Annotated in this window: 22 protein-coding genes; 10 read left to right on the plus strand and 12 right to left on the minus strand. The window is 51.1% G+C overall.

Annotated elements, in window-relative coordinates; translation table 11 throughout:
- Positions 1–53 precede the first annotated feature (53 nt).
- Complete coding sequence (locus Q4A89_RS04435) at positions 54–767, minus strand: tRNA1(Val) (adenine(37)-N6)-methyltransferase (protein ID WP_368389495.1); 714 nt, start codon at positions 765–767, stop codon at positions 54–56.
- A 71-nt stretch (positions 768–838) separates the two neighbouring features.
- Positions 839–1,390, minus strand: coding sequence for a hypothetical protein (locus tag Q4A89_RS04440; RefSeq protein WP_303184043.1), 552 nt, complete (start codon positions 1,388–1,390; stop codon positions 839–841).
- Positions 1,391–1,551: 161 nt separating this feature from the next.
- On the opposite strand from Q4A89_RS04440, the gene Q4A89_RS04445 reads away from it, so the two are divergent.
- The 4 genes from Q4A89_RS04445 (at position 1,552) to Q4A89_RS04460 (ending at position 7,030) form a co-directional block, all read left to right on the plus strand.
- Positions 1,552–2,910, plus strand: coding sequence for a dipeptidase (locus Q4A89_RS04445; protein WP_303184044.1), 1,359 nt, complete (start codon positions 1,552–1,554; stop codon positions 2,908–2,910).
- On the plus strand, positions 2,907–4,169 hold the full coding sequence (locus tag Q4A89_RS04450) for an amidohydrolase (RefSeq protein WP_303184045.1): 1,263 nt from the start codon (positions 2,907–2,909) through the stop codon (positions 4,167–4,169). The genes Q4A89_RS04445 and Q4A89_RS04450 overlap by 4 nt, the downstream gene beginning before the upstream one ends.
- A 491-nt stretch (positions 4,170–4,660) precedes the next feature.
- Entirely contained in the window at positions 4,661–6,346 is a 1,686-nt protein-coding gene (ettA, locus tag Q4A89_RS04455) for an energy-dependent translational throttle protein EttA (RefSeq protein WP_303184046.1), read from the plus strand.
- Between the two features lie 39 nt (positions 6,347–6,385).
- Positions 6,386–7,030 carry a DUF1080 domain-containing protein gene (locus Q4A89_RS04460; RefSeq protein ID WP_303184047.1) on the plus strand — a complete coding sequence of 215 codons (645 nt, stop codon included), beginning with the start codon at positions 6,386–6,388 and terminating at the stop codon, positions 7,028–7,030.
- An 18-nt stretch (positions 7,031–7,048) separates the two neighbouring features.
- On the opposite strand, the gene dnaB is transcribed toward Q4A89_RS04460, so the two are convergent.
- The 4 genes from dnaB to Q4A89_RS04480 all read right to left on the minus strand — a co-directional run bounded on the left by dnaB (position 7,049) and on the right by Q4A89_RS04480 (position 12,182).
- Entirely contained in the window at positions 7,049–8,584 is a 1,536-nt protein-coding gene (dnaB, locus tag Q4A89_RS04465; RefSeq protein ID WP_303184048.1) for a replicative DNA helicase, read from the minus strand.
- 95 nt (positions 8,585–8,679) lie between these two features.
- Entirely contained in the window at positions 8,680–10,917 is a 2,238-nt protein-coding gene (locus Q4A89_RS04470; RefSeq protein WP_303184065.1) for a transglycosylase domain-containing protein, read from the minus strand.
- Positions 10,918–11,110: 193 nt separating this feature from the next.
- Positions 11,111–11,968: a twin-arginine translocase subunit TatC gene (gene tatC, locus Q4A89_RS04475; RefSeq protein ID WP_303184049.1), complete on the minus strand. Its 858-nt coding sequence runs from the start codon at positions 11,966–11,968 to the stop codon at positions 11,111–11,113.
- A 16-nt stretch (positions 11,969–11,984) separates the two neighbouring features.
- A complete protein-coding gene (locus Q4A89_RS04480) occupies positions 11,985–12,182 on the minus strand; it encodes a twin-arginine translocase TatA/TatE family subunit (protein WP_124790604.1) in 198 nt (65 codons plus the stop codon).
- Positions 12,183–12,308: 126 nt separating this feature from the next.
- Between Q4A89_RS04480 and fabD the strand changes: the two genes are divergently transcribed.
- Genes fabD through Q4A89_RS04505 form a run of 5 tightly spaced genes read left to right on the plus strand, consistent with a single transcriptional unit; the run spans position 12,309 to position 16,085 of the window.
- The gene (fabD, locus tag Q4A89_RS04485; protein WP_303184050.1) at positions 12,309–13,190 is read left to right on the plus strand and encodes an ACP S-malonyltransferase; all 882 of its coding nucleotides are present in this window, start codon (positions 12,309–12,311) and stop codon (positions 13,188–13,190) included.
- Between the two features lie 4 nt (positions 13,191–13,194).
- The gene (locus Q4A89_RS04490) at positions 13,195–13,737 is read left to right on the plus strand and encodes a DUF5063 domain-containing protein (RefSeq protein WP_303184051.1); all 543 of its coding nucleotides are present in this window, start codon (positions 13,195–13,197) and stop codon (positions 13,735–13,737) included.
- Positions 13,734–14,330 carry a 3'-5' exonuclease gene (locus Q4A89_RS04495; RefSeq protein ID WP_303184052.1) on the plus strand — a complete coding sequence of 199 codons (597 nt, stop codon included), beginning with the start codon at positions 13,734–13,736 and terminating at the stop codon, positions 14,328–14,330. Before Q4A89_RS04490 ends, Q4A89_RS04495 begins: the two co-directional genes overlap by 4 nt.
- The gene (locus Q4A89_RS04500) at positions 14,327–15,517 is read left to right on the plus strand and encodes a class I SAM-dependent rRNA methyltransferase (RefSeq protein WP_303184053.1); all 1,191 of its coding nucleotides are present in this window, start codon (positions 14,327–14,329) and stop codon (positions 15,515–15,517) included. The genes Q4A89_RS04495 and Q4A89_RS04500 overlap by 4 nt, the downstream gene beginning before the upstream one ends.
- A 34-nt stretch (positions 15,518–15,551) precedes the next feature.
- Entirely contained in the window at positions 15,552–16,085 is a 534-nt protein-coding gene (locus Q4A89_RS04505) for a sugar O-acetyltransferase (protein WP_303184066.1), read from the plus strand.
- A 27-nt stretch (positions 16,086–16,112) separates the two neighbouring features.
- On the opposite strand, the gene Q4A89_RS04510 is transcribed toward Q4A89_RS04505, so the two are convergent.
- The gene (locus Q4A89_RS04510) at positions 16,113–16,373 is read right to left on the minus strand and encodes a hypothetical protein (protein ID WP_303184054.1); all 261 of its coding nucleotides are present in this window, start codon (positions 16,371–16,373) and stop codon (positions 16,113–16,115) included.
- A 152-nt stretch (positions 16,374–16,525) separates the two neighbouring features.
- Between Q4A89_RS04510 and Q4A89_RS04515 the strand changes: the two genes are divergently transcribed.
- Positions 16,526–17,197: a hypothetical protein gene (locus Q4A89_RS04515; RefSeq protein WP_303184055.1), complete on the plus strand. Its 672-nt coding sequence runs from the start codon at positions 16,526–16,528 to the stop codon at positions 17,195–17,197.
- On the opposite strand, the gene Q4A89_RS04520 is transcribed toward Q4A89_RS04515, so the two are convergent.
- From Q4A89_RS04520 to Q4A89_RS04540, 5 genes are all read right to left on the minus strand, one after another.
- Complete coding sequence (locus Q4A89_RS04520) at positions 17,188–18,774, minus strand: NAD(P)/FAD-dependent oxidoreductase (RefSeq protein WP_303184056.1); 1,587 nt, start codon at positions 18,772–18,774, stop codon at positions 17,188–17,190. The genes Q4A89_RS04515 and Q4A89_RS04520 overlap by 10 nt on opposite strands.
- Positions 18,775–18,798: 24 nt before the next feature.
- Positions 18,799–19,143 (minus strand): DUF86 domain-containing protein, encoded by a 345-nt coding sequence (locus tag Q4A89_RS04525; RefSeq protein ID WP_303184057.1) that lies wholly within the window; start codon positions 19,141–19,143, stop codon positions 18,799–18,801.
- Positions 19,127–19,423 carry a nucleotidyltransferase family protein gene (locus Q4A89_RS04530; RefSeq protein WP_303184058.1) on the minus strand — a complete coding sequence of 99 codons (297 nt, stop codon included), beginning with the start codon at positions 19,421–19,423 and terminating at the stop codon, positions 19,127–19,129. Before Q4A89_RS04530 ends, Q4A89_RS04525 begins: the two co-directional genes overlap by 17 nt.
- A 65-nt stretch (positions 19,424–19,488) precedes the next feature.
- Entirely contained in the window at positions 19,489–20,859 is a 1,371-nt protein-coding gene (gene radA / locus Q4A89_RS04535; protein ID WP_303184059.1) for a DNA repair protein RadA, read from the minus strand.
- Between the two features lie 212 nt (positions 20,860–21,071).
- The gene (locus Q4A89_RS04540; RefSeq protein WP_303184060.1) at positions 21,072–22,067 is read right to left on the minus strand and encodes a class II fructose-bisphosphate aldolase; all 996 of its coding nucleotides are present in this window, start codon (positions 22,065–22,067) and stop codon (positions 21,072–21,074) included.
- Between the last annotated feature and the right edge of the window lie 20 nt (positions 22,068–22,087).

Raw genomic sequence — 22,087 nt, forward strand, 5'->3', positions numbered from 1 at the left:
TATGCTCCGATCAAGTGATCATCAGCCGTGGTTTCACTTTTTCGATGCGCTGTTTAAAACAGGTAGAAAACCTGTGTCAGTTGCCGGTAGGCGATTGTGCGTTGGTGCATGCGGTTTTCGAGCGTAAGTTCGTCTGTTGTGGAAACGGGCGAAGGCATGGAAGAGAGTTCTATAAGAAGACGTTTGGGAGCCGCTCCTTCGACGGGAATGACGTACGTTTCACGTACCTTGTGTAGTGCTTCGTTTTTGGCGGTGCGTAGCAGATCGTCACGTTGCGCGAAGGGCAGGATCAGGGCGATTCGTCCGTCGGGGGCAAGGAGCGATTTTCCGGTATGAAGCAGATCGGTGAGAGTCAGGCTGTCGTCGTGTCGTGCCAGGCTGCGTCTGCCTTCGGGGCATTTCATCGATTCTCTGAAATAGGGAGGGTTGGAGACGATCAGGTCGTACGGTTCGGTGACAGTCGAGGCGAAGGACTGAAGCGGAGCATGTACAACCCGGATACGTGTGGCGAAGGGTGACTGCCGTACATTCTCCTGCGCTTGCAGGCAAGCATCGGCATCGAGGTCGATGCCGTCGATGCGCGCTTCGAGGTTGCGTTGCGCCAGCATCAGCGCAATCAGTCCCGTACCCGTTCCGACGTCGAGAATCCGCCTCCGGTCGTGCACGTTAGCCCATGCTCCGAGCAGAGTACCGTCGGTGCCGACTTTCATGGCACAACGGTCGTGCCATACGGTAAACTGTTTGAAGCGGAAATACGGATTGGACATCGTCAGGGAGTCATCATAAAAACGCCGCAAAGATAGATGTTTTTATGATTGCGGCGTTATGATGTCCGTTTTTACTTCCCTTGTTTTCCGTCTGCTTCGAAGCGCATCCGGTGATGTTCGCGAATCTCCCGGCGTTCGTTGACAAAGTCTTGGATGAGTCTGTGGTCATCCTCCTGTTTCACCGTGGCATGACTGTGTCTATGACCGTGTCCTTTGGGGTAGAGCACCGTCATCACCTGCTTTTGGGTGAGTATCTTGGAGAACTTGGCGTAGTAATTTTCGCGGATGTCGAGTATTTTACGCTCGTTTTTCAGATGCTCTTTGAATTTTTTCTCAAGGTCTTTGTCCGACGGACGGTTAACGTTTGCGCCCTCCTGCTTGATCCTTGGGCACTCCGTTCGGCATTCCTGCAACTCTTTGAGGTAAGACTCGTACATCGGTTTGAACCGGGCTGCCGTCTGATCGTCGAGCATGAGCCGGTCGGCTACTCGTTCGGCTTTCATTTTCATGCGTTCGCCCGTGTTGGCCGGGCAGCGCTTTTCGCCGTGCATGGCGTTGTCTTGTGCAAAGGATTGTGAGCCGCATAACAAAAGGCTCATCGCAGCTACATAAAATACGTTCATTTTCATATCGTCAAAAAAAATAAATTCATGTTGGCATTAAGACGTGCCCGGTTGGAAAAGGTTTATTCGGCCGGTAAAAATTCCGGGCGATTCTTTTTCCCGGCGCGATTTCGTGATTCGTGAAATAGTTGTATTTTTACGGCTTGAAATAAAAAAATGTTATGGAAATAAAAGCGTATATCGAAGAACACAAGGACCGCTTTCGTGACGAGTGGTTCAGTTTGTTGCGTATTCCGTCGGTCAGTTCGCAGAGCGAGCACAAGGCGGACATGGTGAAGTGTGCCGAACGGTGGAAAGAGTTGTTGATCGCCTCGGGGGCGACGCGGGCGGAAGTGATGCCGACAGCTGGCAATCCGGTGGTGTATGCCGAGCGTATCGTCTCGGCCTCGGCGCCGACGGTGCTCGTGTACGGACATTACGATGTGATGCCGCCCGAGCCGCTGGAGCTGTGGAAGAGCAATCCGTTTGAACCGGAGATACGTGACGGACGGGTCTACGCGCGCGGCGCCGACGATGATAAAGGTCAGGCGATGATTCAGATCAAAGGATTTGAGACGGCGTTGCAGACGGGAATTTTGAACTGCAACGTCAAGTTTATCCTCGAAGGAGAAGAGGAAATCGGCTCGATCAGTCTCGGCGATTTCTGTGCGGCTCACAAAGAGCTGCTCGCCGCCGATGTGATTCTCGTATCGGACACGAGTATGGTGAGTGAGGAAACGCCTTCCCTGACGACCGGCTTGCGCGGACTGTCCTATTGGGAGGTGGAAGTGACGGGACCTAACCGCGACCTGCACTCGGGACACTTCGGCGGAGCGGTGGCCAACCCGATCAATGTGCTTTGTAAACTGATTGCCGATATTACGGATGCTGACGGACGCATTACGATCCCCGGTTTCTACGACGATGTGGAAGAACTCTCGGACACGGAGAAAGCCATGCTTGCGCAGGTGCCGTTCAGTGAAGCGAAGTATAAGCAGGCGATCGACGTGGACGAACTGTTCGGCGAAAAAGGCTATTCGACGCTTGAGCGCAACAGTTGCCGTCCGTCGTTCGATGTGTGCGGTATCTGGGGCGGTTACACGGGCGAAGGCGCGAAAACCGTTCTGCCGTCGAAGGCGTACGCCAAGTTGTCGTGCCGTCTCGTCCCGAACCAGCAGCCCGACAAGATTACGCGGCTGATGATCGATTATCTGGAGTCGGTCGCTCCCCGCTACGTGAAGATCAAAGTCGTTCACAAGCACGACGGCGACGCGTACGTTTGTCCGATCGATTTGCCGGCCTACAAAGCGGCCGAGAAAGGTTTTACAATCGCGTTCGGCAAACAGCCGCTGGCGGTGCGTCGCGGCGGAAGCATCCCGATTATTCCCGCCTTCGAGAAAATCCTCGGCATGAAATCGGTACTGATGGGCTTCGGACTGGAACGCAACGCCATCCATTCGCCTAACGAGAGCTTCGGGCTGGATATGTTTTATACCGGTATCGAGGCGGTGGCGGAGTTTTATAACCACTATCGTCCATGAGCATCCTGATTCAATCCGTCGAATGGAACGGCCGGCCGACGGATATTCTGATCGAGGGACAGACGATTGCGCAGGTGGCACCGGTGATCGACCGAACAGCCGATACGGTGATCGACGGGCGAGGCAAGGCTGTCATCCCGGGATTGATCAACGCGCATACGCATGCGGCTATGACGCTCTTTCGCGGTTACGGCGACGATATGCCGCTGATGCCGTGGCTCGAACAAGTGATCTGGCCGAACGAGGCCAAGCTGACCGACGAGGATGTATACTGGGGCGCCAAGTTGGCGTGTGTGGAGATGTTGCGCAGCGGCACGACGGCGTTTCTCGACATGTATCACAAACTCGACGCCACGGCGCGCGCCGTCGAAGAGATGGGCTTGCGTGCCGTTCTGTCCGAAGCGTGCTTCGATTATTTCAAACCGGCCGTTGCCGAGCGCAACAAACAGACCATTACGCGCCGTTTCTCATCGCCCTCTCCTTATGGAGACCGCATACGTTACGCCCTCGGGCCGCATGCCATCTATACCGTTTCGGGCGAGCTGCTGCAATGGGCCGGCGCCTTTGCGGCCGATCATGGGCTGCTCATCAACACCCATCTGGCCGAAACGGAGTATGAGACGCAGCAGTGCCTCCAACGCTTCGGACTGACGCCGGTGCGTTATATGCACAAACTGGGACTGCTTTCGCCGCGTCTGGTCGTGGCGCACGGGTTGTATGTAGACGACGAAGAGATCCGAATGCTGGCCGATCACGGCGTGAAAGTGGTGCATAACCCGGCCTCGAACATGAAGCTGGCTTCGGGCTACCGGTTCAAATACGAAGAGATGTGCGCCGCCGGCGTGACGGTCGGGTTGGGTACGGACGGCTGTTCGTCGTCGAACAATCTGGATATGATCGAGGCGATGAAGCTGGCTTCGTTGCTGGGCAAGGTTTGGCGCGGCGATCCGGAAGCCATGCGATGCGACCGCATGCTGTATGCCGCTACCGAAGCCGGCGCGGCGATACTCGGGATCGATGCCGGGCTCATCGCCGAAGGTTGTCTGGCCGACTTGTGTCTGATCGACCTGCGTCAGCCTGTCTTTTCGCCGAATCATCATTTCGTATCGAACCTCGTTTATGCCGCCAACGGCAGTTGCGTCGACACGGTGATCTGCGACGGGCGCATCGTGATGCGCGACAAAAAAGTGCCGGGCGAAGACGAGATCATGGAGCGCACCGCAGCGCTGGCGTATGATCTGATGAAGAGAGAGCGTTGAGATGGAGGGTGGTCAATCCGGCCATCAAGCATGGGGATAGGTGTGCATAGGGGCAAACCCACGTGTTCGCCCGCAATAACGATACCCAATAGTTGTATTATATAGTATAGTAGAGACGCCCAAATTGGACGTCTCTGCCATCTATGCCATGCTGAAACCTTCTCCAAGTGTTTCGGCATGCTTTCGGAAGATTCCGATACCTTCTCCAAGTGTTTCGGCATGCTTTCGGAAAGTTCCGAATTCTTGCATGTCAGAGGGCATATGGTCTGGTTTGAGAGTTAGAACATCATCCTTCTATTCAGAAACTTTACCTGAATTGTCAATCATACAAAGGAAAACGCTATCTTTTCATAAATTACGACTTTTTGTGCTTCGAGCACGCGAATAGACCATCAATCAAGTCCGCAGGGCTTGATTTTTTTATTCCACCAGTATAAAAAATGAAGTTTTTTATGTAAGTTTGCCCTATCATAAACAATACTGCTAAAAATATGGCTGACGACAAGAAAATTATTTTTTCGATGGTGGGAGTAAGCAAGATTTTCCCACCGCAAAAACAAGTGTTGAAGAACATTTACCTTTCGTTTTTTTATGGAGCTAAAATCGGGATTATCGGTTTGAACGGTTCCGGAAAATCGACGTTGTTGAAAATTATTGCCGGCCTTGACAAGGACTTTTTGGGCGAGGTCGTTTTTTCGCCCGGTTATACGGTCGGTTATCTGGAGCAAGATCCACGCCTCGAAGCCGGCAAGACCGTCAAAGAGATTGTACAGGAAGGGGTGCAGGAAACGGTCGACTTGCTGAAAGAATTTGAAGAGGTAAATGAAAAATTCGGAGATCCGGAGGTGCTTGAAAACCCGGACAAGATGGAGGCGCTGATGAACCGTCAGGCCGAACTTCAGGATAAGATCGATGCGATGGACGCGTGGAACCTCGATAGCAAACTCGAACGTGCGATGGACGCTCTCCGCTGTCCACCCGAAGATCAGGTGGTCGATACGCTGTCAGGAGGTGAGCGCCGCCGTGTGGCGTTGTGCCGTCTGCTGTTACAACAGCCGGACGTGCTCCTGCTTGACGAGCCGACGAACCACCTTGACGCCGAATCGATCGACTGGCTCGAACAGCACCTGCAACAATATGCGGGCACGGTGATTTGCATCACGCACGACCGTTATTTCCTCGACCATGTGGCCGGCTGGATTCTCGAACTTGACAGGGGCGAAGGAATTCCGTGGAAAGGCAATTATTCATCGTGGCTTGATCAGAAGACGCAGCGTATGGCACAAGAGGAGAAGCAAGCGAGCAAACGTCGGAAGACACTCGAACGCGAGTTGGAATGGATACGCATGGCACCGAAGGCCCGTCAGGCAAAAGGTAAAGCGCGTCTGAACTCTTATGAATCGTTGCTTAACGAAGACCAGAAAGAGCGCGAAACGAAGCTCGAAATATTTATACCGAACGGCCCTCGCTTGGGGAATAAGGTGATCGAAGCACATGATGTTGCCAAAGCATTCGGCGATAAACTACTGTTCGATAATCTCAACTTCATGCTGCCGCCTAACGGCATCGTGGGAGTGATCGGGCCGAACGGTGCCGGAAAGACGACTCTTTTTAAGATGATTATGGGGCAGGAGGCTATCGATAAGGGAGAGTTTGAAGTCGGCGAAACGGTTAAAGTCGGATACGTCGATCAGACTCATAAGGATATTGATCCGAATAAATCCGTGTATCAGGTGGTCTCGGGCGGAAATGACTTTATACGTGTCGGCGGAAAAGAAATCAATTCGAGGGCTTACCTTTCGCGATTCAATTTTGCCGGAGCCGATCAAGAAAAGTTGTGCGGTGTATTGTCGGGAGGCGAACGCAACCGATTGCATCTGGCGCTTGCTCTGAAAGCCGAAGCCAATGTGCTCCTGCTCGACGAGCCGACGAACGATATCGACGTGAATACGCTCCGCGCGTTGGAAGAAGGCTTGGAGAACTTTGCCGGCTGTGCCGTTGTCATCTCGCACGACCGTTGGTTCCTCGACCGTATCTGCACGCATATCCTCTCGTTCGAAGGGAACTCCGAAGTCGTGTTTTACGAAGGCAGTTATTCGGATTATGAAGAATACAAGCGTAAGCAGGTAGGCTTTACTGAACCGAAGCGAATCAGATACAGACAGCTAGTCAAATGACCTGCTGTCGTGTCATTACCATTTTATATTTATTGTATCATGAAACGTAGATTTTTTTTGCTGTCCGCCATCGTGGCGGCGTGTATGACGGCAGGAAGCAGTCATGCACAAACGGAAGATTTGTTCAACGGCAAGGACTTGTCGAATTGGAACTTTGTAGTAGCCGACGGAAACACACCGGCTGAAGACGTGTTTTCCGTGCAGGACGGTGTAATCCTTATTCAGGGCAATCCGTTCGGCTATATGTACACGAAAAAGAAGTATACGGACTTTACGTTGGAGGTCGAATGGGCATGGGTCGACAAGGCCTCGAACAGCGGTATTTTTCTGATGATTAGCGATCCGAAGACTCCGTTCCCGAACGGTATCGAATGTCAGTTGCACGCCGGTGATGCCGGTGATTTTATTCTGCTCGAAGGCGCTCATCTCGCGGAGTATAAACAACCGGCAGGCGAAGAGCGTCCGAAATTTCCGGTCGTAAAAAAACGTACCGACTCGAACGAAAAACCTGTCGGAGAATGGAACAAGGCGAAGATCGAAGTCAAAGATGGAGTCATCAAGGTGTACATTAACGATCTGTTGCAGAACACCGGGACGAGCAACGTGAAAGAAGGCTGCATCGGTCTGCAAAGCGAAGGTGGCTTGATTCAGTTTCGCACCGTGAAGGTCACTCCGGCCGGTTGAGGCTACGCCTCAATCCGGTCAGAAGGGATAGGGACTCTCCGATTGGACCGAAATAAAGTCTTCGACATTCGGTGTAAACGGAGAGGTCTCGTTTTTTTCTCCCGTATGATTGAGCTGGTTCATGCTCGATGCATATTCCTTTGTAGCCAGATCTTCATCCAGATTCATAAATTTCGCAAATTCACTTTTGAAACGCAGACGCACATCTCCTGTGGCGCCGTTACGGTGTTTCGCGACGATAATTTCGGCCAAACCGCGCAGATCGTTCCCCCTCTCGTCTTCATAAATCTTGTAATATTCCGGGCGATGGATGAAGCATACCATGTCGGCGTCCTGTTCAATGGCACCTGACTCACGCAAATCGGCCAACTGCGGGCGTTTTCCTTCAATTCCCTGACGCGATTCGACTCCGCGGTTCAACTGTGACAGGGCAATAATCGGAATATTGAGTTCCTTGGCCAGCGCTTTCAACGATCGGGAGATGGTACTGACTTCCTGCTCGCGGCTTCCGAAATTCATACCGCTGGCGTTCATCAGCTGCAGGTAATCGATAAAGATACATTGAATCTTATGTTCACGTACTAAACGTCGCGCTTTCGTACGTAGCTCGAAGATGGAAAGGCTGGGAGTATCGTCGACATAAATCGGGGCATCGTACAAATCTTTGATTTTATATTCGAGCTGTTCCCATTCGTACTTTTCCAATCGTCCGCTTTTGATTTTCTCGCCGGACAATTCGCATACATTTACGATCAGACGGTTTACAAGCTGCACATTACTCATTTCAAGCGAAAACATCGCAACGGGAATCTTGAAATTGAGTGCCATGTTTTTGGCCATCGAAAGCACAAAAGCCGTCTTTCCCATCGCCGGGCGGGCGGCAATAATCACCAAATCGGAATTTTGCCAGCCCGATGTGATTTTATCTAAGTAGGTAAAGCCGCTTGGCGAACCGCTCAACCCTTCTTTCCGGTTAGCCGCTTTCTCCAATAATTCGCGGGCTTGCTTGATGACCGGATTGATTTGAATTGCTTCGTTCTTGATGTTTTGCTGCGAAATTCTGAAAAGTTCGCCTTCGGCCTCTTGCATCAGCTCTCTGACTTCGACGGTCTCATCGAACGCTTTCCCTTGAATCAGACCGGTATAGCGGATCAGTTCGCGTGCCAGATATTTTTGTGCGACGATTTGCGAATGGTATTCCAAGTGTGCCGTACTGGCTATATTTTCTGTTAAGCGTGAGATGTAAAGAGGCCCTCCGACGGTTTCCAGATCTCCGTTTTTTTTTAACTGTTCCACAACGGTGAGCATATCGATGGGTTGCTGACGGGCAGCTAAATCTAAAACGGCTTGATAAATCAGCTCGTGGGCTTTTTCGTAAAAACTCTCGGGTTTAAGTATCTCGTTTATTTTGAAAAATGCATCTTGTTCGAGCATCAACGCACCGAGGATGGCCGCTTCAAGATCGCGAGCCTGCGGTTGTAATCTTCCCACATCGGAAACCTGTACGACCGCGGGCTTCTTCCGCGTCGCATTTTTCTTTTGTCCTTCTGCCATGTCTTGTTTTGATAATTCGGGCATCAAAAATACATGTTTTTAGGCAGACGGAAGCCCCGAAAAAAGAGAATTTATAACAAGGTTATTAACACGGATCAGTTAAAAAAGTCGTCGAATCCGGTCGCTTCGTTTACCCGACTGTTGTTATCTTTTGAAGAACCGCACGATACGGCATATTGCGACGGTACATCAAAGTTTTCCGTTTCCGAATATCCCAACGTTTTATCGGCATACACCTTTTGCATAAATAAGGCAAAAATAGGTAACGCCATCGAAGCGCCTTGTCCTTCACTCATCCGGTCGAAATGGATCGAACGGTCTTCGCCGCCTACCCAGCATCCGGCTACGAGGCTGGGCGTAAATCCCATAAACCATCCGTCGGAATTGTTCTGTGTCGTGCCGGTTTTGCCGCCCATGGGCGCACGCACGCCATAGCGAAAACGCAATCGACTACCTGTGCCGCCATCTACCACGCTGCGTAACATCCCGATCATCTTGCAGGAGGCTTCTTCGGACAGTACTTCGTTGACTTGTGCCGAGAACGAAGCGATCGTGTTGCCGTACGAATCTTCGATACGGGTCACGTAAAGTGGTTCGACGCGAATTCCTTTATTGGGGAAAACACTGTATCCGCTGACCATTTCGCTGACCGAAATATCGGGTGTACCCAAACACATCGAAACGACCGGATCAATATGTCCTTTCATGCCGTATGAACGCAGCAGGCGTACCAGCATATAGGGCGAGAGTTGTTTCATCAGATAAGCCGTTACCCAGTTCGATGAATTTTGCAATCCCCACTGGATGGTTACTTCTTCGCCGATATGTTTAGCCCCTGTATTCTTAGGAGCCCATTCTTTACCGTTTTCATCGACGAGAACCTGTTGGACATGGCGCATTTTATCGCAAGGATCAACGCCTTCGATTATCGCCAGAGAATAGAGGAAAGGCTTCATGGTCGATCCGATCTGACGCCGTCCGGTCGAGACCATATCGTATTTGAAGTAATTGTAATCGATTCCGCCGACGTAGGCCTTTACATATCCGGTTCGCGGATCCATGGCCATAAAGGCCGTACGCAGGAAGCTTTTGTAATAACGTATAGAGTCCATCGGCGTCATAGTCGTATCAATCGTTCCCGACCAACTGAAGACTTGCATGTCGACCGGCGTTTCAAAACTCTTTTTAATCTCGTTGTCGGATTTTCCGGCGTTTTTTAAGATACGGTAGCGATCGCTTTGCACCATGGCGCGTGTCAGCATTTCTTCCCGCTGTTCTTTGGAAACACGTTGAGAGAAGGGGGCATATTCACGTCCTTTCTTCTCTTTGAAAAAGGCCGGTTGCAACGTTTGGCTCAGATGTTCGACCACGACTTCTTCGGCATATTGCTGCATGTGCGAATCGATGGTCGTATAGACTTTCAATCCGTCGGTATAGATGTTGTACGGTTCGCCGTTGGCTTTTGTGTTTTTATGACACCAGCCATACAAAGGGTTGGTCTCCCATGCCAGCGAATCGTCTGAGAATTTCTGCGATTGCCACGCCGCGTAATCACTACGTACGGGCTTTTTGGCCGTAAGCATCAGGCGGAGGTATTCACGAAAATAGCGTGCCGGCCCTTCGTTATGGTCCATCCGCGTGAAATGCAGTTCGAGCGGTAAAGCGCATAACGAATCGCATGCGGCCGCATCGAGGTAACCGGCTTTCTTCATCTGAAGGAGCACCGTATTGCGCCGATTGCGTGTGCGTTCGTTGTGACGAACCGGATTATAGTACGACGGATTTTTGCACATCCCGACGAGGGTAGCCGCCTCTTCTACCTTCAAGGTTTTCGGGGTCTGTCCGAAATACACACAGGCAGCCGACTGAATACCCACGGCGTTGTGAAGAAAATCAAACTTGTTCAGATACATGTTGATGATTTCCTCCTTCGTATAGTAGCGCTCCAGACGTACGGCAATCACCCATTCGATCGGTTTCTGCAATAACCGTTCGGTAAGACTTTCGACACGCGGTGAAAATAATTGTTTGGCTAATTGCTGAGTGATCGTACTGCCGCCACCGCCGCTTTTTTGCATCAGCAGTCCGCGTTTGACAACGGCACGAAACAAACCGCGCACATCGATGCCGCAATGCTTTGTAAAACGGACATCTTCCGTGGCGATTAACGCTTTGACGAGGTCGGGAGATAAATCGTTATAGCTAACATAGATGCGATTGTCTTTTCCGTACGAATAACTGCCCAGCATCTTGCCGTCGGACGAGATGACCTGCGTCGCATAACGGTCGATAGGATTTTCCAACTGTTCGATGGGAGGAACGTAACCGATCATTCCCTTGCCGATGGCTATAAAGACCACGATGCTTGCAAAGACAAACAGTCCGGCCAACGACCAGAGTGTCACGATCAGGTATCCGCGTCGCTTCGGCGTCAGATTCAGTTTGCGACTCATCCATGCCGAGGTTTTGCGGTATCCGGCAATCGCTTTCGATAAGATAGCTTTGATTTTCTCCTTCATCATTACATTATAAATCTTTTTCAGCAGAGACGGTCGACAGCAACTCGTCCGAATCATCTTCCGCTTCCGTTTCTTCCGGCGCTTTTTTTACAAAGAAAGCGCTCAACTCATACAAGCCGTACAAGGGGAAGAAGACAAGCGACAACGTGAACGGATCGCCACTGGGCGTAATAAACGCCGCCGCCACTAATAGACCCACGATGGCATAACGCCGATAGGTACGAAAGAACGAGCGGTTCAGAATGCCTATCTGCGAAAGCAGCCACGAGAGCAACGGCATTTCAAAAACAATCCCCATGATGAAAATCATCATCAGAAAATTGTCCATATACGATTCGAGCGAAACCTGTTCCGTGATAGCTGCGCTTAACTCATAAGTTGCCAAGAATCGGAGCGTCATCGGGAATACGATAAAATATCCCACGCCGCATCCGATAAAAAACATCAGGGTACCGAACGAGAAGACCCAGCGAACGCTTTTCATCTCGTTCTCGTAGAGTGCCGGGCGGATAAATTTCCAGACCTCATACACCAGATAAGGAAACGTCAGAAGCAATGCCAGCCAGAAAGAGGAAGACATGTGCGTAAAAAACTGGGTAGCCAGTTTGATGTTGACGATGTTTACCTTAAAAGCCGGATCACAGAAGTCCGGCAGAAACGATACGCTCGACGTCACCTTACACATCAGTCGGTAGGTGGCAAAATCGCCGTAGCAGGGAGCCATGATGACGTGATCGAACAGATAACGCATCATGGAGAAAGAAGCAATCGTAAAAACAAGAAGAGCTAAAATGCAGCGGAATAAAGTCCATCGAAGCGCTTCTAGGTGATCCCAGAAGGACATTTCGTCATTTTGCTGTGACATGTTTATTTCGGTGCTTTTATTTCGTCGTGTTCGTGTCGTTCAAATTGATATCGTCTTCGATGCCTTTGACTCCGTCTTTAAAGTTCCGAATGCCTTTGCCCAACCCTTTCATCAGTTCGGGAATCTTTTTCCCGCCGAAGAGCAATAAGACGAGGACGGCAATAATGATGATTTCACCGGTACCTAAATTTCCCAAAAATAATAACTGGTTCATATATGAATAAATAAAGTTAATAATTCGTTTTGTCTGGGAGGCAAAGGTACAATTTGAAAATGATTCGACGATCCTTTTTACTAAATTTATTACTTTTGCGGCGTCTAAAAAATAAAATAGAAGATTATGAATGCGTATGTATTCCCCGGACAGGGGGCACAATTCGTTGGAATGGGCAAAGATCTGTATGATCATAACCCTTTGGCTAAAGAACTTTTTGAACAGGCGGACGCCGTGCTCGGATTTCGTATTACGGATCTAATGTTTGCCGGAACGGACGAGGACTTGAAACAGACGAAGGTCACTCAGCCGGCTATTTTCCTGCATTCGGTCATTTTGGCTCGTACGTTGGGAGCCGACTTCCAGCCCGATATGACGGCCGGACATTCTTTAGGTGAATTCTCGGCGCTCGTAGCAGCGCAGGCGTTGTCGTTTGAAGATGGCCTGAAGCTGGTGTCGAAACGCGCGCAAGCCATGCAGAAGGCGTGCGAGCTGGCGCCGTCGACGATGGCGGCCGTGATCGGACTGCCGGACGAGACAGCCGAAAAAATATGCGCTGAGATTACGGACGAAGTCGTGGTCTGCGCCAATTATAACTGCCCGGGACAGATCGTAATCTCCGGAAGCATGGCTGGTATCGATGCGGCATGCGAAAAATTAACGACTGCCGGGGCGAAACGCGCGCTCAAGCTGAAGGTAGGCGGTGCATTCCACTCGCCGCTGATGGAGCCGGCACGTGCCGAACTGGCCGAGGCTATTGAATTGACCGCGTTCAGTAAGCCTGTTTGTCCGGTTTATCAAAATGTGGACGCCCGTCCGCAAACCGATCCGGATGTGATCCGTAAAAATCTTGTCGCTCAACTTACCTCGCCGGTGCGCTGGACCCAGACCGTGCAAAACATGGTGGCCGACGGCGCCACGCGTTTCGTCGAGCTCGGGCCGGGAAACGTGTTGCAGGGACTGATCAAGAAAATAAGCGGTAACGTTGCAACCGAAGGAAAACAATAATCCGATGGACGGGGGAAGCAGTCCGGTTTACGACAAAAATACGCTGGAATTCGTTACCGTGGCGTTCGAGTTTTGCTCATGGATGGAATCCGTCGGGCATGACTTGCCGGCCTTTGTCGATAAGGCGACCAAGCTGCTTCCTCTGCTTTATCTGAAAGCGACACTGCTGCCCGAAACGGAGGCGGATAACGATACTGAAGTCTCGCATTTCGTCACGGAAGAGACGTATCATGCCCTCCGCGAGCGCCTTGCTGCGCTGCTGGGCGAATATGACAGTTATCTGGAAACTTTTACGCCCGACATGCCGTACAGCGATACGCCTGTTGCGGCGTTTATTTCCGAAAACCTGTCCGACTTGTATCAGGACCTCGGCAATTTCGTTTCGCTCTTCCGGCAGGGATACGAAGAAACGATGCGGGTGTCGCTGGCGCTCTGCACCGAGAATTTCCGGATGTACTGGGGGCAATCGCTCCTCAACGCGCTGAAAGCGCTCCATGCCGTGCGGTATAACGAAGAGATGTATCTGGCCGGAGAAGAAACGGTATGACGTATACTCCGAACTTTTCCAAGATTACGAAAGAAGAAATTGCGACGCTGCCTGTGGAGTCGTTCCCGGGACATATCGTCGTCGTAGATCGGCCCGAGGAGGTCGAGCACGCTGTTCGTATCCTGTCGGCAAGCCGCTGCGTGGGATTTGATACGGAAACGCGTCCGAGCTTCAAAAAAAATCAGCATCACAAAGTCGCGCTGATGCAACTCTCGACCGAGAATGTTTGTTATCTTTTCAGGCTTAATCATCTGGGAGGTATTCCGGAACCGCTGATCGCGTTTCTGAAGGACGAGCGGATCACGAAAATCGGATTGTCGCTGCCGGACGACTTCCACATGATGCGCGAGCGCGTCAAAGACCTGATGCCGGCGGGTTTTATCGACTTGCAGAAAATTATACCTTCGTACGGTATCGAAGAGGCGAGCTTGCAGAAAATCTACGCGATTCTGTTCGGGAAAAAAATTTCGAAACGTACGCGTCTCACGAACTGGGATGCCGATATCCTGACGGACGCTCAGCAGAAATATGCCGCGCTTGACGCATGGGCTTGTCTGCGCATCTATCAATTGTTGAAATCCGAAGAATCATGACTTACTGTAAAATCTACCTGAAGCCGAAGAAGGAAGAATCCGTACTGCGTTTCCATCCGTGGATTTTTTCCGGGGCCATTGCTCATATCGAAGGGAAGCCGAATGAAGGCGACTTGGTCGAAGTGTATAGTGCCGGGCGTTCTTTTCTTGGTATCGGACATTATCAGATCGGAAGCATCGCCGTGCGTTTGCTCTCGCTCAAGCCGGTGTCGATCGATCAGGCGTTTTGGACGGAACGGATACGGACGGCCTATCGGGTGCGTTGGATGCTCGGGCTGGCAGGCCGCGACGACAATAACACGTATCGCCTTGTTTACGGAGAGGGCGACCGTCTGCCCGGACTCGTGATCGATGTGTATGGCGACACGGCCGTGATGCAGGCTCATTCCGTAGGGATGCACCATGTACGAAAGGAGATTGCCGAGGCGCTGCGTGAAGTGCTCGGCGAGGTTCTTCATCATATTTATTATAAGTCGGAAGGGACGTTGCCTTATAAAGCCGGTCTCGATCAGATGGACGGGTATTTGTACGGCGGTCATCGGACGGAAGCGCATATGGCCGTCGAGAACGGGCTGAAGTTTCGTGTGGACTGGGAGAAAGGGCAGAAGACAGGCTTTTTTATCGATCAGCGGGAGAATCGCCGGCTGGTTGAACAGTATGCGCGGGAACGCTCGGTGCTGAATATGTTTTGTTACACGGGCGGATTTTCGGCTTATGCCATGCAGGGAGGTGCACGGGTGGTGCATTCGGTGGACAGCTCGGCCAAGGCCATATCACTGACGAAAGAGAACGTGGCGTTGAACTTTCCGGACGATTCGCGTCACGAAGCGTTTGCGGAAGACGCGTTCGATTACCTCGATCGGGCAGGCGACTCGTACGATCTGATCATCCTCGATCCGCCTGCATTCGCCAAGCATCGCGACGTGCTTCGCAACGCCTTGCAGGGGTATCGCAAACTGAATGCGCTTGCGTTTGAGAAGATTCGTCCCAATGGTCTTTTGTTTACTTTTTCTTGTTCGCAGGTGGTGAGCCGCAACGATTTTCGGCTGGCCGTATTCAGCGCAGCGGCGCAATCGGGACGTGCGGTGCGGATCCTGCATCAGTTGACTCAGCCGGCCGATCATCCGGTGAATATCTATCATCCCGAAGGGGAGTATCTGAAAGGATTGGTGCTGCATGTGGAGTAAAGAACTGGCACTGACGAATGCCGAAATCCGGAAGATGCGCAACGGCGAATGGCCGGATTTTTCGGATGCGGGCATGCAGGCCGGTTTCAGGCATGCCAAGCAGTTGTTAGCGAAACTGCGGACGATGTCGACGTACGACGAGGGGTATCGCGCCGTGCTCGAAGCGCTTATTCCCGGCATCCCTGCCTCGGCCGTCATTTGTCCTCCGTTTCATTGCGATCACGGACACGGTATCATCCTCGGTGAACATGTTTTTATCAATGCTAATTGTACATTTCTTGACGGTGCTTATATCCGTATCGGTGCGCATACGCTGATTGCTCCCAACGTACAGATTTATACGCCTCATCATCCGCTCGATTATCGGCTGCGGCGCGAGGGGAGGGAGTATGCTTATCCCGTTACCGTCGGGGCTGACTGCTGGATTGGCGGCAGTGCCGTGATTTGTCCCGGTGTTACGATTGGCGACCGTTGCGTGATCGGAGCCGGCAGCGTTGTGACGGAAGATATCCCCGACGATTCGTTGGCCGTCGGTAATCCCTGCCGTGTTATCCGGCGGTTGGCGTGATTCCATAGTTGTCACAATTGTCAATTGTTAATTGTCAGTTGTTATGCGTGGTACACGCCGAATTTGTCTCGAATGACGAAGCATTTTTTCTTCTAACGATTTATTTTTTCGTTCTGTCGTCTCATTTTTTGTTTCTGACAGAGCTTTTTTTCGTTCTGACGGGGTGTTTTTTTCTTCTGTTATTTTGTTTTTTATCTTTGACATGGCATTTTTTGTTTCTGACACGGTATTTTTTCGTTCTGACAGTTTATTTTTTTCTTCTGTTCTCTTATTTTTTGACTTTGACAAGGTGTTTTTCTCTTCCGGCGGTGTGTTTTTTCGTTCTGACGGGATCAGAATCCAATCTTATTGCGCAAGAAGTGTAAAAAAGGTGAGTTTTATTAAACTTTTTTATTCTTGGATTGTTTTATATAAGAGTATCGTACTAAATGGTGAGAATTATGACAACAAGAGATGAAAATTACGTATCAATGTGTAGGGCTGTAGAGAGTGTGCTGGTTACATACGAGTCGGTATGGCGTATTAACGTGCGTTTTGTAAAAGAACGGACACTTTTCAGGGATTTGTTAAGCAAGGTTGAGCAAGCAGGAGTGGAAAGCCTGATTGTTACGACGGGAGCAACGACGGATAAGGCGGAGGCTGCTTCGAGACTTTTTTCGATGGTGACGGATTTGGGTAAACGGGCGTCTGTTTATGCCTTGGATCATGATAATCAGGAGTTGCATGACCATTTGCGAACGAGTAAGGGTGCGTTATCGAACATGTCGGACACGGTTTCGCTTGCCAAAGCGAAGGATATGTGCGCGCGCATGGAGGAAATCAAGAGTGGTTTGGCAGATTATGGTATTACGGAGGAGGTTTTGGCCGAGTGTAAGCGTTTGATCGATGCTTACGATTCGTATATCACGCGTCCGCGCGATTTAATTGTGGAGCGTAAGGGCCATAACCAGAGTCTTTCGGAACTTATGCGTGATTTGCGTCGGTGTGTTTATAAATTAGACAGTTTAATGACTCTGTTTTCGGGTACACTTTTTGAGACGAATTATCGGAACGCCCGCATCATCGTAGATTTGGGAGGGCGCAGGAAGAAAAAAGAAGGGCCTCAGGCGTAAGCTTCGGCCACTTGTTCGGCGCAGCGTTCGCCATCGATGGCTGCGGAAACGATTCCTCCGGCATAACCGGCTCCTTCGCCGCAAGGGAAAAGTCCTTTCAGGGTGACGTGCTGCAAGGTTTCTTTATCGCGCAGGATGCGCACGGGCGAGGAGGTGCGCGTTTCGACACCGATCAGGACGGCTTCGTTCGTGAGAAAGCCGCGCGATACGCGGTCGGAATGGCGGAATCCTTCGCGTAAACGCGTCGTGATGAACTCCGGCATCCAGAAATGAAGCGGTGAGGCAAGTAATCCCGGTGTGTAGGACGAAACGGGCAGATGCGAGGAGTTCTTTTTTTGTACAAAATCGGCCATGCGCTGGGCGGGAGCCGTTTGGGTCATCCCTCCGCTCAGGCGGCAGAGGCGTTCGAGGCGTTCCTGAAAGTCCATGACGGATAAAACGGGTGGGAGCGAGGCGTCTCCTGCGGGCATGCCCGGGCAGAGACAGGCGGGCAGGTCTTCGGGTCTGATTTCGACGACCCATCCGGCGTTGGCCCATCGCGATCCGCGGTTGGAGGGCGACATGCCGTTTACGACGACCTCGTCGGGCGAGGTGGCGGACGGCACGACAAAACCTCCGGGACACATGCAGAACGAGTATACGCCGCGTCCGGCGGCTTGGGTGACGAAACTGTATTCGGCGGCGGGCAAGTATTTTCCGCGTCCGTCTTTGCGATGGTAGCGGATGCGATCGACCAGTTGCTGCGGATGTTCGAGCCGTACGCCGACGGCAATTCCTTTGGCTTCGATGGGGATGTTTTGTGCTGCGAGGTAACGATAGACGTCGCGCGCGGAGTGTCCGGTGGCCAGGATGACGGGACCGTGGAATTCGCGTCCGTCACGCGTTCGTATGCCTTTTACTTCGTCCGCTTGTAAGAGAAAAGCTTCCATGCAGGTTTCGAAATGTACCTCTCCGCCGCAACGCAAAATCTGCTCGCGCATGTTTTCGATGACGCGCGGGAGTTTATCCGTTCCGATATGGGGATGGGCATCCGCGAGGATGGTTGTACTGGCGCCATGCTGGCAGAAAATGCGGAGGATGCGTTCGACCGATCCGCGTTTCTTGCTTCGGGTGTAGAGTTTGCCGTCGGAATAGGCGCCGGCGCCTCCTTCGCCGAAGCAATAGTTGGATTCGGGATCGACGGTATGTTCACGACTGATCAGGGCGATGTCTTTTTTGCGCCGTCGCACGTCTTTTCCGCGTTCGATGAGGATGGGGCGCCGCCCCAGCTCAATCAGCCGCAAGGCGGCGAAGAGTCCGCCCGGTCCGGCCCCTACGACAACGACAGGTTTGGCGGTCGATACGTCGCGGTATTCGACAGGGGTAAATTCGGTTTCTTCCGGTTCTTCGTTGATGAAGGCGCGTACGGTTACGTTGACCCAGACCGTGCGTTGGCGCGCATCGATCGAGCGTTTCAGTACGCGCACGGCGCGTACGGTTTCGAGCTTCTCGCCCGTTTCGCGGCAGACGACCTCGCGCAACGAAGATTCGTTCGCCGCCTCTTCGGGCAATATACGTAATGATAGTTCTTTGATCACAATTCGAAAGGATTTTACTTTATTTTATAATGTTTTTAGAATCAGTTGAACTTTTTCTCTCAAAGGGAGTAAATCGGTCTCTATGGTAGCCCATACGATCTCATCCCGGATTTGATAATATCCGTGAACTAATACATGTCGCATCCCTATGAGAGCATGCCATTCTATCTCCGAATATTCTTTTTTAAACTCATTCGTCAGCAAGTAGGCTGCCTCGCCTATTATTTCCAGATTTTTAATGATAGCAAAACGCAACATTTTATTTTGCGTGTATGTTTCAAATGTTTTGTTATTCGTAAACTCGAAAATATTATCAATCGCTTCAATGATGTGCAACAAACGTGCTTTATCTTTATTTTTTTCTCTCATATATCAGTATTTTATCGGCATTGGCACTATCTTCGGCGAAGTCTTTCAGTTGTCCTTCTTCGACCAAGTCTATCTTTTTATTCAGTAAGCGTTCCATTTTATATTGCATAGAGGCATAGGAGAATAAGGTTATTCTTCTTCCTTTCAAAAAACGAACAAGTACATCCATATCACTCCCTTCTACTTCTTCGCCGCGCGAATAAGATCCAAAAATCCATGCTTTCTCTACCGGTTGTGTCCGGAAAAAATCGGATAATTTATCAATCATCAATTTGTCCATATCTTTTCTGTCGTTGTTGTGCGGATACAAAGATAATGTGTTTAATTCGCCTGTTAAAGTCATCCTTATCCGAATAGCTGCCGGAAGGCTTCTTCTACTTTTCTGACCTGAACGATCTTCATTTTGCTTTTCAACGCTTCCAATCCTTTCATCTGGGGGACAATCATGTGGGTGAATCCGAGTTTCTCGGCTTCCTGAATGCGCTGTTCGATACGGTTGACCGGACGTATCTCGCCGGAGAGTCCCACTTCGCCGGCCATGCAGGTGCTGCGATCGATCGGGATGTCCAGACTCGACGACAAGACGGCGCTGATCACCGGCAGGTCGATGGCCGGATCGCTTACGCGCAGCCCTCCTGCGATATTCAGGAAAACGTCTTTCTGTACGAGCTTGAAACCGGCGCGTTTTTCCAGTACGGCCAGCAGCATATTCATCCGCCGGAGGTCGAATCCTGTCGCACTGCGTTGAGGCGTTCCGTAGACGGCGCTGCTGACGAGCGACTGGGTCTCGATCAAGAAAGGACGAGCGCCTTCCATCGCGGCCGCAATGGCTACGCCGCTGAGTCCTTCGTGATTCTCGGTCAGGAGCAGTTCGGAGGGATTTTCGACCTGCCGCAATCCGTTCTGCCGCATCTCATAGATGCCCAGCTCGGAGGTGCTGCCGAAACGGTTCTTGATGCTTCGCAGGATGCGATACATATAATGTTGATCGCCTTCGAACTGCAAGACGGTATCGACAATGTGTTCGAGCACCTTCGGTCCGGCGATGCTGCCTTCCTTATTAATATGTCCGATCATCAGCACGGGAGTCCCCGTCTCTTTGGCAAACTTCAGTACCGCCGCGCTGCACTCACGCACTTGGGTGATGCTGCCCGGCGACGATTCGGCTCGGTCGGTAAACATGGTTTGGATGGAATCGATGATCAAGAGATCGGGTTGGAGATTTTGCGCCTGTACGAAAATCTGTTCGAGATTCGTTTCGCAAAACACATGGCAATTGCCCATATCGGTATCTTTTCCGGCCAGACGGTCGGCACGCATCTTCAACTGTTGAGCGCTCTCTTCGCCCGAAACGTAGAGCGTATGCAGACCTTTCATCTGCAAAACGGTTTGCAGCACGAGCGTAGATTTTCCGATGCCCGGCTCTCCTCCGACGAGTACGAGCGAGCCTTTCACTAATCCGCCGCCTAAGACACGGTTCAATTCCGTATCGTGCATATCGATACGTGTCTCTTCTTTTGCCGTGACATCACGCAGCAGCCGGGGCTTCATGCCGTCACGTACGATTCCCGGAACAGCCCGCCATGTTGCGGGTTCTTTCTTTACAAGTTCTTCTACATACGTATTCCACGCGCCGCACGACGGACATTTGCCGACCCACTTCGGTGATTCGGCACCGCAGTCGGAACAGATATATACGGATTTAACTTTAGCCATACATCGTTTTTTTGAAGAGGTAAAGGTAAGAAAAATATCGGAACATGTTATGCCCCGTTTACGGAACGAAACATACGGAAATTAGGCCGATGGACGGAAGAGCAGGAGTGGGAGCCGTTTTTACGGGAGATGCCCGAAGCAACAGCACAAAAAAAGGACTGTCCGTTTTTTGTGAGACAGCCCTTTTTCGCTTTGATTTTTTATCGTACTAATTAAAGCTTGTTGTCTGAACCTAATACATTTTTGATCTTATTGATGTAAAGAGCCTTCGCTGCATCGCGAGCCGGTCCTAAATATTTACGCGGATCAAATTCGGCCGGTTTTTCGGCAAATACTTTACGAATGGCAGCCGTCATGGCTAAGCGGCTGTCGGAGTCGATGTTGATTTTGCAAACGGCCGACTTGGCAGCTTTACGCAACTCTTCTTCCGGAATACCGATCGCATCTTTCAGCGCACCGCCGTATTTATTGATGGTGTCTACATCTTCTTGCGGTACGGACGATGATCCGTGGAGCACAATCGGGAAGCCCGGCAATTCTTTTTCCACTGCTTCCAAGATATCGAAAGCCAAAGGCGGCGGAACAAGGCGTCCATCTGCGTCACGCTTGCACTGTTCGGGTTTGAACTTGTTTGCTCCGTGCGAGGTACCGATCGAGATCGCCAGCGAGTCACAGCCGGTTTTCGTTACAAAGTCAACGACTTCTTCCGGCTTCGTGTAGGTGTGATGTTCTGCTACGACATCGTCTTCAACGCCTGCCAGAACGCCTAATTCACCTTCCACTGTCACATCGTGCTGATGAGCATACTCAACGACTTGCTTCGTCAGTGCGACGTTTTCGTCGTATGGGAGATGCGAACCGTCGATCATGACGGAAGAGAATCCCATGTCGATGCAGTTTTTGCAAAGTTCGAACGTATCCCCATGGTCGAGGTGAAGGACGATTTGCGGATTCGGGCATCCGAGTTCTTTTGCATAAGCAACGGCACCTTCGGCCATGTAGCGCAGGATTGTCTGGTTGGCGTATTTCCGCGCCCCACTCGAAACTTGTAAAATCACCGGCGATTTCGTTTCTACCGCGGCCTGAATGATGGCCTGCATCTGTTCCATGTTGTTGAAGTTGAAGGCCGGAATTGCATAGCCTCCGTTGATTGCTTTTTTGAACATTTCACGCGTGTTCACCAAGCCTAAGTCTTTGTAATTTATCATTGTTTCTTGTGTTATATGTG

This window comes from Tannerella sp. (assembly GCF_030528505.1).
Taxonomy (GTDB): domain Bacteria; phylum Bacteroidota; class Bacteroidia; order Bacteroidales; family Tannerellaceae; genus Tannerella.